We start from the raw sequence: 12,180 nt of genomic DNA on the forward strand, positions 1-12,180 counted from the left end.
TTGTTCCCATGGGCTATTTCTGTTTAGGTGTCGCACTTCATATTACAATCCGTCATCTAGAAAAAAGCCCCTTACCATTATGCAAGGTGGCTTAAGGGGGCTCGTGTACAGCTGTAATATTTCACGAATCTATCTCCCTCTTGTATTAGGGAACCTGGCTGGTCATTTGGGGATCAGACTTAAAGAAACGTGAAATTTAAATATGTGTTGCTCTTCAATATCGACCTTACCCTAGCGATCGTATCCTTTCTAATGGGTGGGTGGTCCACTCTACTAAGCAAAACCCAGCGCAGGCACGCTATGGCTTCAAACAGCTCAAGCTCATCGGCTTCGCAGCGGTTCTCGGTACAAAATGCAGCTCGGTAAAAAGACGCTTGCTTCTCGCTTACATATATCGACATTAACACAATCGACCATGCGATATCATATCGGGGATCGCCGATTTGAACATTCGTCCAATCGATCACGGTCAGTTCGTTTTCATGCTCAAGAACATTGCCAAGGTGATAATCGCCATGGATGATACATTCTTGTTTCATATGTGCACGCTCAACAAGCTCCATCAATGGATGTTGAAGATCCGGGAACTCATCCATTCGAGGATAAAAATAAGAGACGAAATCATACCTCGGCAGCCCGAAGCCGTTCAGATTATCCAGGGGCAGCTTATGTATATCCATTAGCGTTTTCGCAAGCTTTACTAGTTTAGACTGATTGACTATTTGTACGGGCGTGCCGTCGTAACTGGTCAGCATTACTGGATTGCTATTCCGGTCTGTCCCCCAGCCCACAGGCTTCGATACGGCCCTTCCATGCGAATACAATGCATTCAATATTCGATACTGCATTTGAACGTCGGGTTTGGACGCTTTATTCCAAACCTTTAGTACGTAGTCTGCCGATGACGTGACGATCTTCGCCACCTCTGCTTCCAGACCGGACTCTAACGGGATGACTTGAATTGCAGGTTCATGTTCCAACAATAGCTCAAGCGTCTCGCTTTTCTCCAACCAAATGATTTCCCGCAAATTACGTTCCTCCGTCATGATGCAACGACTCGATCGTTGCGAAAATATGGGAATAAACAGCCTGGACATGGGTCTCATTCATTACACCGTTGTATAAACCGTAACCCCAATGCTCCCCATCCTTGCCGTAATATCCGGTTGCATACATATCCGATGAAAGATCCGGAACCTCATCGTAAGACAATTCTTCGACCGTGAAGGGGACATGAGATTTTTTAGACTCAATATAGAAAAAGGGAACTTCAGCCTTATTATACACTTCTGTATACTTGGACTCAGAAGCTTCCATAAAATGTTCTTTTGTTATGAATATGGCGTCAAGCTCCGCGGAAAGGTCTAGATCCTCTAGCTGCTGAAACGTAACTTCTTTAAAACCCACATGCCCCTTCTCCCTGACTTGCGGTGTTTCTCCGATCACACCAATGACGAGGCTTCTACCTTCATATAGGGGCGTATCCATCGAATCTCGTTGAGCATTGCCATTTATTAGAATAACCAATACGAGTAATAGGACCACTATCATTCTTCTCTTCATGAAAATCTCCTTTGGCAAATTTCCCTTTCTCACCAGCGCATTCCTTGTCTCTTATCCATTAATCCTTCCAGGGAACATCGTTCACCTCCATATTCCAATAACTCCATATTATGTGTATTCTTAAGCTTCGTAAACACTTATCTCACCTTGAACGCATATCTGCACAACAAAAAAACCGCGATCGACGCGGTTTTTCGATGATTCAATCCATCTTGCTTTAATTCTTAATGGCTCTTTTCCGCTCTCCAATCAGAGGGAATTCACCGATCCGAAGCCTGGCGCTTCCGTATGGCACCAACTCCAATTCCGTAATGGGCTGTCCGTCCGTGTTCGGATGAAGCGGAGGGTTTCCGGCGCTGTTGTCTTCCATCTTCCAATCCCGAATCAGCTGGCCTTTCACCTTCACCCTGACTGGTGCATTCTTCGCCAGGAACGGCTGGCGGACTATATCCTGCTCAAGTACCTCGAATGACGTATCGGCGACCAGGCCGTATTTCCATGGAGACGCAGGGTAAATCTCCCAATCGTGGAACATGTCGCGCTGCCGGATCATCTGCCAGTTCTCCTTCACGGGCAGCACATACACCAGCGGCCCTCTTTCAATGCTGGTAGCGTACATGCTGCGCGTAACAGTCTTCACTTCCATCGGCAAATGAATGTCCAATCGGTCGCCGTTCTGCCAGTTCTGTACGATGCGTGCATAACCGGACTGCACATGGAATGGCAATTCGCGCCCATTCAGCGTTATGACGGGATTGTCGCACCAGGCCGGGATGCGCAGCGATAGAGGAAACGATGCCGCGTATTCCAGCGACCAATGGATTTGAACGCGATCCTTGAACGGATATTCCCCGGTTACCTCGACGACAGCCGGAACACCTTGAAGACCGACCGTCGTTCTCACCGTGCATGGGGCATAGGAAACGGCAACAAGCCCGTTCTCCCGGTCCTTCATCCATAGGTGCGACGTCAGCTTGGGCCAGCCCTGATGCATATTGGCCGTGCAGCATCCAAAGTTCGGCTCCAGACCGAAGACATTGGCATCTGGACTGTTGCTCCATGCACGCGGAGCGACATTGCAGATCATCTGGTTGACTTGCTGATCATACTGATGCGAGGTCCAATCCGGGGAGATGGCGGCGGGCAGCGCATTAAACGCGACCTTCTCCAAAATATCCCCGAAACGTCCATCACCGAAAATACGCGTCAGCTGCTCCATCGAGAACATATACTCCACGACGGCACATAATTCTACGCCTTGACTCGGATGGGTGCCGGATAACCATTCGTCTCCGGAGAACATGCCATGCGCTTGACCGTGATACGTCATCAGGGAATCGATGCCCCGATGCACGCTTTCCCGCTCCACCGGATTGCCACTCAATTCAAACAATACGCCCGGCGTTTTGATTCCCATCGCTACATTCACGACATGGGTTGTCCAATCCCACTCTTCGACCTTTCGCCAGAACGGAAAATCATGAAAGATGTCGCTCCAGTCCGTTGTTTGTCCGGCAACGATATCGGCAAGCTCTAACAGAAGAGGTTGCTTCGTACGTCGATATAACCACACGATGCACAGCAGCATCTCAGCACCCCTGGTTTGCGCCCAGCCCTGCAGCGGCTGTTCCTCGATAACCGAATGGACATAAGTAAAAAACTTCGTCAGAAAAGGAATGATCCGTTCATCGCCCGTTGCTTCTTCATGCTGCATCATCACTTTCAGCATGATCATGTAATGCCACCAGTCCTGCTCCTTGTCGATATCCTGATTGACGGAGGTTATGCGAGCCGGACCGAACATGCCATTCTCCTGCTGGCTCGCAAGCGACCACTCGATCCAGCGATTCGCTTTGGCAATCAAAGTCTCGTCTTCGAGCAAATAAGCTAGCGGAAGCAAACCGTCAACATAATAAGGTCCCCGTTCCCAGCTCTCTCCTTGGCCGCCCAGCCACCCGTTCTCATCCCCTACGTCTTTCCACTGTTCTTCCAAATGTCCGGTAAAACCGCTTGCTTGAATTTCCAACTGACTCTTAAGCCATCCGGCCGGTTTAATCGCTCGAAGCGGCAAACTGTTAAACGCAGTCTCATGCAGCATCAACTTCCACGCTCCTTGTTTCTGTTCATGTAGGTGCACACTCTGGTAGAAATATACCATTTTACCCGGGGGTGCCCTATACACAGAAACAACATCTTTTTATCCGATTGCAACATGCTGGCGTATTGAATCCGGAGCGGTAAAGCGATTATTATAGAGAAAAATCCGTTTTGAGGAGGAGGCTTGGTCGCAGATGATCTTCCAGTTCACGGCGCCGCCGTTGCCCCACTATATCATTTGTGGAGAAGATACCTATCAGGTAGGAGACAAACATCCGGATCGCTATAACATCGGGGTCTTTGATCTGATTCTGGTGACAAAAGGGGCGCTTTTTCTGGAGGAGAACGGTGCTGCTCACAGGGTGAAGGCCGGATGCTACTTGATTCTAAGACCGGATGCAGCCCACCGGACATTTGAGCCCTGTCAGGAGGAAACGCACTTTTATTGGCTGCATTTTCAGACGCTGGGATCTTGGATTGAAACAGAGGAGCTGACCCTTTTTGCCTTATCGCAAACCGATCAGCCTTATGTGCAGATTGAACGTTTCTCTTTTTATATACCCAAGTATGGAGAGCTGCCCTCGATAGAGCAGGCGAGACTCCTGTTAGAGCAATTGCAGAACCTTCAGCCATCGTCTTCTTCCGCGGCACGCTGGAAACAGCAGCAGCTGCTGCATGAGCTGCTCCTGCTGCTTCAAGCCGAAGAGGCCGGGATCCAGCATCAGAATCCTCAGTATGCCATAGCCGAACGAACCGCCAACTATTTAAGACAACATTACAAAGAACCGGTTAGCTATCAGAGATTATCCGATGCCATGCACTTCCACCAGAACTATCTGTCGATCTGCATGAAAAAAACGTTCGGCTGCACGCCCCTGGAATTTCTGACACGGCATCGGATCGAACAAGCCAAGCGATTATTGATTCACACCAACGATTCGATCGGACGCATTGCCGAAGAATCCGGATTCGGTTCTTTTCCGTATTTCGTTCGCTGCTTTGTTCGGTATACAGGCTTTAAACCCAGTTCCTTTAGGCAGAAACACCGTTCCTAACAAAGCGTTCACAACACAACGGTTGCTTAGAATACGCTTCGTACCAAGCCCCCGTCGATTCGAAGCGCTGAACCGTTAATCGCCGAGGATTTGGGACTGCTGAGATACGTAACAAAATCCGCAATCTCCTCCGGTCGAATCAATCGCTGAATGATGGAAGTCGGCCGATTCTCCTTCATAAACCGCTGCTCTGCTTCTTCGATCGAAAGATTCTGATCCGGATATAGCGTATTCAGCATCGTTTCAACGCCTTCCGTAAGCGTGGAGCCAGGCATGACGGTATTCACCGTGACGCGGGTTCCTGTCGTCAGCTCAGCCAAGCTTCGGGAAAGGGACAGCTGCATCGTCTTGGTTGCGCTGTAATGTGCCATCTCCTGGGACGGCATGACAGCCGCTTCGCTCGCGATAAATATAACTCGACCTTCATTGCGATTGATCATGTTCTTCAAATAATGCCGGGTTAACCGAACTCCGCTCATGATATTGGTCTCGAAGAATCTGAACCAATCCGCATCAGGGATATCGAAAAATTCGGCAGGCTCAAAAATCCCCAAATTATTGATCAGAATATCAACGACCGGAGCAGCTTCCCTGACCTGATGGCAGCCCTCCTCTGTTCCGAGATCCGCCACGGCAATACGCAGCTCGGCATCCGGATGCACAGCGTGAATGTCATGGATCGTCTGTTTTACTTTGTCCTCATGTCTTCCATTTATAATGACGGACGCTCCCTCGGCTGCAAGCGACATGGCAATCGCTTTGCCAATGCCGGACGTCGAGCCTGTTACCAATGCGACTTTTCCCTTCAGATCCAAATTCATTAAACATCTCTCCTTCCGTTATGTAGGAATGACTCTCCCGATTCCCGTCGTTACCGCCCGAGGTTCAGGAGAGCCACAATATTCATTAAACTTCTGTCCTTACTTAAACGCAGATTTCTTAGAAATCAAAATGGTCCGGATCCGGTCCCACTCTGTGATTTTGATTCAAGCTATCGATGCGCTGCATATCCTCAGCGGACAGTTCAAAATCAAAGATATCCGCATTCTCGGCGATCCGATGTTCCTTGGTCGATTTCGGAATCGTAACAACGCCGTTTTGTAAATCCCAACGAAGAATAATCTGCGCGATGGATTTATGATGCTTCTCTGCAATGCGCTCTAGATCCTCTTGATCCAGCAGCTGTCCTTGCATTAATGGGGACCATGCTTCAAGTTGAATTTCGTTCGCCTTGCAGTACGCCTGCAGTTCTTTTTGCGTTAGTCTTGGATGATATTCCACCTGGTTCACCATCGGTTTAATTTCCGTTTCCTTCATTAAACGCTCCAGATGATGGATCTGGAAATTGCTCACGCCAATGGCTTTGACGCGCCCTTCCTTGTACAACGTTTCCAACGCCTTCCACGCATCTATATATTTCCCTTCAACCGGCCAGTGTATAAGGTACAAATCCAAATATTCCAGACCCAGCTTCCGCAGACTTTCATCGTAAGCCTTCAATGTCGATTCATAACCGAGATCGGCATTCCATACTTTAGATGTGACAAACAGATCTTCCCGCTTGATTCCGGCAGCTTCCAAGCCCTCGCGAATGCCTTGACCAACGCCTTCTTCATTGCCGTATATGGCGGCAGTGTCTATGCTCCGATATCCATGCCGGATGGCCGTGCGTACGGCATTCACCAGCTCCGGTCCCTCTTCTACTTTAAATACGCCAAGTCCAAACCAAGGCATGTTAACTCCATTATATAAAGTGGTTGTATCTTGTAAGTGTTGTGCTGTCATGTTGATAAACCTCCGTTTTTTTGATTATGAATACGTTAAACCTATTTTGCAGTATCTCCGATAATACGCTTAGACATCACCTCCCTCTATAAAAGGATCATTCAGGCCGCTTGCTTTCTCGGCTTCTCCGTCTCCTTCCGTTCCAGCTTCAAGCTCCATCCGGTAAGAGCGACCGCGCCGAACACCATCAGCGCCCCGATCCATGACGTATGAATCAGTCCCATGGAATTCGTGATCAAACCGCCAAGAAATGCGCCGATGGCAATGCCGGCATTAAATGCGGCAATGTTCAGCGCAGAAGCCATATTCACAGCCCCCGGTGCAAACCGCTCAGCCAACATGACGACATAAACCTGTAGTCCAGGCACATTCATGAAAGCCAGAAATCCCATCAGTATAATCGTGATCAGTCCGGCCACTTGAAACGGTGCGGTAAACGTAAGCGTGATCAGCACCAGCGCTTGGGCGATGAACATATAGAATAGTGCTCGAAGCGGGTTGCGATTGGCTGCCTTTCCGCCGATCACATTACCGACTGCAATGGCGATCCCGTATACCAGCAGGATGATGGCCACCGTAGTTTCCTTGAAGCCTGTTATATCCTGCAGCAATGGGGATAAATAAGTGAAGACGACGAAGGTCCCGCCATAACCGAGGGCCGTAATCAGGAGCATAAGCAGCAGTCTTCCATTCGTCAGCAATTTAGCCTGGTCACGGAATGAAGTCCGTTCTCCCTTAGGCAAGTCCGAAGGGACCAGGATACTATTCGCGATCAGCGCAACTATACCGACCACGACAATGGCGACAAAAGCAAGTCTCCAGCCCCACTGTTGACCTATAAACGTACCAAGCGGAACGCCGGTAACCGTCGCTACCGTCAGCCCCGTAAACATAATGGAGATCGCGGATGCCCTGCGATTCTCAGGCACCACGCTTGCGGCAATGATCGAGCCGATCGACATAAAAACGCCATGTGAAAAGGCCGAAAATACACGTGCTGCAAGCAGGATACCAATGGAAGATGCGCCCGCTGCCAAACTGTTACCAATAATAAAAATGATCATAATCCAGAGCAGCAAAGTCTTCCTGGACATCCTTGATGTCAGAGACGTTAGGATCGGCGCACCGAAAGTAACGCCTAGCGCATACATCGAAACGGTTAATCCGGCGGTCGTGACGGATATATTCATATCCTCCGCAATCAACGGCAGCAGCCCTACGCTGATAAATTCCGTAGTTCCGATGGCAAAGGCACTGACGGCAAGCGCAATAAGTGCAAGCATACTTCTTTTTTTATCTATTATCATGATGTTCCTATTTCCCCCTATCCTATTCTCTTGCTTGTATATTGTAAAAATATGACGTATGGTGTAATCCAGCTGGCAAATGCTATTATGAGTGATATCATTACTTGTGTGAAGAACGTACTTTTTTGTAATGTAGGTACCTGACAGTACTCTAGGTACTTTTTAGTACCTATCAAGAATGGGAGGTTGAACATGCAAACGAAGAAATACAACATCGCCGTCGAAGCGACATTGGAAGTGATCGGGGGCAAGTGGAAATGCGTGATCCTCTGCCATCTGACCCATGGCCGCAAAAGAACCAACGAGCTGAAACGTCTCATGCCGCAGATCACCCAAAAAATGTTGACGCAGCAGCTCCGGGAGCTGGAGGACGACGGAGTGATCAATCGGATTATTCATAATCAAGTACCGCCTAAAGTGGAATATGAGCTGAGCGAGTACGGCATGAGTTTGAGCGGAATTCTGGATATGCTCTGCGCATGGGGCGAAACACATATCACGAAGGTATACGGGGACAAATTCAGCGTGCTTGAGGACAGTATTCTGAATGATAAACTGAAAGTCTCGGACGAGCCCATTACCACAGATGCACGCCAGACCTGATTTATAAGCTCTCCCGATATAACAGCAAGGGCAAGGTCCGTGATCACGGACCTTGCCCTTTTCATATTCTCTCTATGTTATCAAACCATAAGATCAATTCAGGGAATGAAAGAAATGTAATGCCCTCCTGCACATTCCATGAGTAAGCACCGAGACCGCTGACTATTTCGCGTTCTCTTTCTCTTTTTGGCTGACGATCATTTCCGTCACTTCCTCAGCCTGGGCCAGGACAGCAATGGGATCAAACGGCCAGAACCGTTTGGCATCGAGATAAAACACGCGATCCTGTTTGACGGCCTCAATCGAAGTCCATACTTTGTCCTTCTTATCCATCTCGGCTCCTTTGGACTCATCAAAGAAAATGTAGTCGCCGGCATAATTATTCAGAACTTCCAGGGAAACCTCTTTGTAAGTTACGTTGGCATCAATCAATTCTTTTTGAATCGTTGCCGGAGGCGTTAACTGGAGCTCCTTGTAGATCGCCAAGCCCCCTCGATAAATGCCATCGCCGTACAAGTAGAAGGTTTTGCCGAATGCGCCAAAAATGGAAAAGGTTTCTCCCTCTTCAATAACGGCGTTCACTTTCGCGCGCAGTCCTTCCATTTTCTCATCAAAATCAGCGATCCAAACCTTTGCTTCTTCTTCCTTGCCAAGAATAGCACCGAATCCCTCTACTTCTTCGTGCACGCTTCGATAGGTTTCATAAGGAAGAATGACGGTCGGTGCGATTTTGGACAATTTCTCGTATAGTTCCGGGTCCGAGTTCGCGCTGATGATTAAGTCGGGATTCAGTGCCAATATTTTTTCAGGGGCGCTTTCCCCCGTGTTCTGTATGCCGTTAATTATGTCTTGGATATGGACGTTCTCGAGATCGGTCGCTGTCGCGCCGACCGGCTTTTCTCCCAACAGCAGCAGGGTTGGCAAGTAGGCGTCGACTACAATTCGCTTAGGATCGGCCGGAATTTCGATTTCTCCGTTAATCGTTTCCACCTTTCTAGTCGTAGGAGCTGAGGCTTCAGTCTGAGGCTTGTCCGTGCCTGCAGCTGTTTCGCCTGAAGAACCCGCGCTGTTGATGGTATTTCCATTCCCGCCACATGCGGATATCAAGAACGAACATAAGATGAGCATATAGAGAGTTACCCGAAATTTAGATGTGAACATAGTTTCATCCTCCTCATAAAGTTTAAGCCTGGATCATTCGGATACCGCTGACGTTCGGCAATACGGCAATGAACAGATCTTCCGGACCGTGGCTGAAAAACGGAAGGATTGCTTCTCAGCCCGATCAAACAGCATTTTGCGGATATCCGTCTCCATGTTGATGCCGAGTTTATGCCCCAATAGGTGACGACGTAATGCAAGATGATCCGTGGCAATCTTATCCTTTTATGCTCTCGATCTGGACAATAGGTACAGGAAATAAGGAGCACCGATCACCGCAACCACGATTCCCGTCGGAATCTCAGATGGTTGGATGATCCAACGTCCAAGGGTATCGGCTGTGATAACCAGCAGTGCACCAACCAGTGCCGTTACCGGCAGCAGCAGCTGATGCTTCGCACCGACCAAGCGTCTGGACAGATGGGGTGCGATAAGTCCGACAAATCCAATTCCGCCGCTTACCGCAACGCACGAGGCTGCCAAGCCAACCGCCGCGGCCAACAGCTTCAGCTGTTCCCTCGTGACGGAAGCACCGAGCCCGGTCGCCATCGGATCTCCAAGATTGAGAACGTTCATCACCTGCGCTTTATACATGACGAAGGGCAGAAGCACAAGGATCCATGGGAGCAATGCCAATACAAACTTCCAACTCGAACCCCAAATGCTGCCCGCAAGCCAAGTGGCAACAAACTGATATTTTTCAGGACTCAAGCGCAGCGTCAGCACAATCATTGCCGCACTAATGCCAGCCGCAACGGCAATCCCTGTTAACAGCAGTCCCGTCGGCTTAAAGCCCTGATTCTTCTTATAGGCCAGCACGCATATTAAGGCAGCGGTTAAACCCGCCCCAATCAATGCAAGCACCGGCAGTAGATAGACAGGGGCCGCCGTCGTGCTTGGAAAAAAAGAAATGAACAGCATCACCATCAAACCTGCACCTGCATTAATCCCCAAGATACCCGGATCCGCCAGCTCATTACGGGATATTCCCTGCATCACACATCCGGATATTGCTAAGCCTGCCCCAATCAGCAGCGAGATGACGATACGCGGCAAGCGGAATTCGAACAGCACCAGCTCCTGCTTATCCGTCCCGCTGCCAAACAGTGTTCTTATGACCTCAAGCGGCGACAAACGAATGACCCCTGTGTTCATGCTGATTAGAAATACTAGTACGATCAGGGCAGCCAGCACAGACAGGGTGATGATTTTGCGCTTCTTGTCTTTTCGCCTATGCATGGTATTCGTGATGGTCTCCATTACAGCTCCCTCCTTTCTTTGCGTGCCAAGTAGAGGAAGAAGGGCACTCCGATCAACGCGATGATCGCGCCCACCGGTGTCTCGTAAGGAGGGTTCACCATTCTTGCTGCTAAGTCGGCAATGACGACCAGCAAGCTCCCAAGAACGGCCGAGCAAGGAATGATGAGGCGGTAATCCACACCGACCAGGTTGCGGGTGACGTGCGGAATCATGAGACCGACAAAGCCTACCGCACCGACAACCGAGACGGCCGCCCCTGCCAGCACCAGCACGATCACCGTTCCGGCCAGCTTGACGAGCCCGGTACGCTGCCCGAGCCCGCGGGCGATCTCATCCCCGAGACTGAGCATGGTAATGGAGCGTGACAATGCGATAGCTCCCAATACAGCAGCGACGATCCACGGCAGCATAATTTTCAGGTGGACCCACTTAATCCCCGCGGTCCCGCCGGCATACCAGAACGCCATGTCCTGTCCGACTTGAAAATACAATGCGATGCCTTCGCTCAGCGCACTTAGCAGAGCGCTCAGCGCCGCCCCTGCCAGAACAAGACGTACCGGTGTGAGACCGCCTTTTGCCATTGAGCTGACACCATACACGAGGACGGCACCTAGGCCAGCCCCCAGGAACGAGAACAGAATCAGGTACATATACGGCAGCCCCGGAAAAAAGGAAAAACAGAGGGCAATGGCAAAACCCGCTCCCGCATTTAATCCGAGCAAACCTGAATCAGCGAGCGGATTCCGGGTCATCCCCTGCATGATCGCGCCCGATACGGCAAAGCAGGCTCCCACCATCGCTCCGCCAAGGACCCTCGGCAGCCGAAGCTCCTGAATAATCTGATGCTCCGTCACATCGGGTTTAAAGAAGAACACCGCTTCCCATACATTTCGCAGATCGATGTCGGCCGCGCCGAGCGATATGGATAAAGCTATGCCAAGCACCAATGCTGCCACGCCCCCGGTAAGAATCAGGGTCGCAGCCCATGGTCGCCCCTTGAGTTTAACGTGGGTCTTGGAATCTGTAAGACTTGGATTGGACGTGTTTGATGACATCATGTTCCCCTCAATTTTGTGATATTGATTATCATTATCATTCGTTACTATAAAATAGAGGCCTATCTCCGTCCATGGACAATTTAAATTTCTCCTTGAAAAAAAGTCCATGTCCAAGTCAAGCACTTTTTTCCAAATCTAATCGATAACACTTCGGGCTTAACTAAAGGCCCCGCTCCCAATGGGTTGTGCCATTGACACAGAAACCTTTATTCCATTACAATAAATGCTAATTGAATGAGGCGATGGAGTTCGCCATAACCGCTTCGATAGCTAATGACTCCTACCAGAGGT

11 protein-coding genes and 1 riboswitch are annotated in these 12,180 nt (G+C 49.6%); of the genes, 2 read left to right on the forward strand and 9 right to left on the reverse strand.

All coding sequences use genetic code 11. From position 1 onward, the window contains the following. Positions 1-179: 179 nt before the first annotated feature. The 3 genes from DP091_RS25280 to DP091_RS25290 form a co-directional block, all read right to left on the reverse strand. On the reverse strand, positions 180-1,028 hold the full coding sequence (locus DP091_RS25280) for an aminoglycoside phosphotransferase family protein (RefSeq protein ID WP_258394690.1): 849 nt from the start codon (positions 1,026-1,028) through the stop codon (positions 180-182). Position 1,029: 1 nt separating this feature from the next. After that, entirely contained in the window at positions 1,030-1,596 is a 567-nt protein-coding gene (locus DP091_RS25285) for a hypothetical protein (protein WP_258394691.1), read from the reverse strand. A gap of 184 nt (positions 1,597-1,780) precedes the next feature. Further along, positions 1,781-3,661: a beta-L-arabinofuranosidase domain-containing protein gene (locus tag DP091_RS25290; protein ID WP_113060848.1), complete on the reverse strand. Its 1,881-nt coding sequence runs from the start codon at positions 3,659-3,661 to the stop codon at positions 1,781-1,783. Between the two features lie 193 nt (positions 3,662-3,854). On the opposite strand from DP091_RS25290, the gene DP091_RS25295 reads away from it, so the two are divergent. Further along, the gene (locus tag DP091_RS25295) at positions 3,855-4,715 is read left to right on the forward strand and encodes an AraC family transcriptional regulator (RefSeq protein WP_113060849.1); all 861 of its coding nucleotides are present in this window, start codon (positions 3,855-3,857) and stop codon (positions 4,713-4,715) included. 26 nt (positions 4,716-4,741) lie between these two features. Here DP091_RS25295 and DP091_RS25300 read toward each other — a convergent pair whose 3' ends face one another. The 3 genes from DP091_RS25300 to DP091_RS25310 form a co-directional block, all read right to left on the reverse strand. Beyond that, complete coding sequence (locus DP091_RS25300; protein ID WP_113060850.1) at positions 4,742-5,536, reverse strand: SDR family NAD(P)-dependent oxidoreductase; 795 nt, start codon at positions 5,534-5,536, stop codon at positions 4,742-4,744. Between the two features lie 118 nt (positions 5,537-5,654). Next, the gene (locus DP091_RS25305) at positions 5,655-6,500 is read right to left on the reverse strand and encodes an aldo/keto reductase (RefSeq protein ID WP_113060851.1); all 846 of its coding nucleotides are present in this window, start codon (positions 6,498-6,500) and stop codon (positions 5,655-5,657) included. 101 nt (positions 6,501-6,601) lie between these two features. Further along, positions 6,602-7,807 carry an MFS transporter gene (locus DP091_RS25310; protein WP_113060852.1) on the reverse strand — a complete coding sequence of 402 codons (1,206 nt, stop codon included), beginning with the start codon at positions 7,805-7,807 and terminating at the stop codon, positions 6,602-6,604. A 192-nt stretch (positions 7,808-7,999) separates the two neighbouring features. Here DP091_RS25310 and DP091_RS25315 point away from each other — a divergent pair, with 192 nt between their 5' ends. Continuing rightward, entirely contained in the window at positions 8,000-8,410 is a 411-nt protein-coding gene (locus DP091_RS25315) for a winged helix-turn-helix transcriptional regulator (protein ID WP_113060853.1), read from the forward strand. Positions 8,411-8,572: 162 nt separating this feature from the next. Here the strand turns inward: DP091_RS25315 and DP091_RS25320 are convergent, their stop codons facing one another. From DP091_RS25320 to DP091_RS25330, 3 genes are all read right to left on the reverse strand, one after another. Then, positions 8,573-9,571, reverse strand: coding sequence for an ABC transporter substrate-binding protein (locus DP091_RS25320; RefSeq protein ID WP_113060854.1), 999 nt, complete (start codon positions 9,569-9,571; stop codon positions 8,573-8,575). A gap of 225 nt (positions 9,572-9,796) precedes the next feature. Next, positions 9,797-10,831 (reverse strand): FecCD family ABC transporter permease, encoded by a 1,035-nt coding sequence (locus DP091_RS25325; RefSeq protein WP_113060855.1) that lies wholly within the window; start codon positions 10,829-10,831, stop codon positions 9,797-9,799. Further along, positions 10,831-11,886 (reverse strand): FecCD family ABC transporter permease, encoded by a 1,056-nt coding sequence (locus tag DP091_RS25330; RefSeq protein ID WP_113060856.1) that lies wholly within the window; start codon positions 11,884-11,886, stop codon positions 10,831-10,833. Before DP091_RS25330 ends, DP091_RS25325 begins: the two co-directional genes overlap by 1 nt. A gap of 232 nt (positions 11,887-12,118) precedes the next feature. Beyond that, positions 12,119-12,179: riboswitch (Fluoride riboswitch) on the forward strand. The last annotated feature ends 1 nt before the right edge of the window (position 12,180 follow it).

The sequence above is a fragment of the Paenibacillus sp. MDMC362 genome, from assembly GCF_003269305.1.
Taxonomy (GTDB): domain Bacteria; phylum Bacillota; class Bacilli; order Paenibacillales; family Paenibacillaceae; genus Paenibacillus_AQ.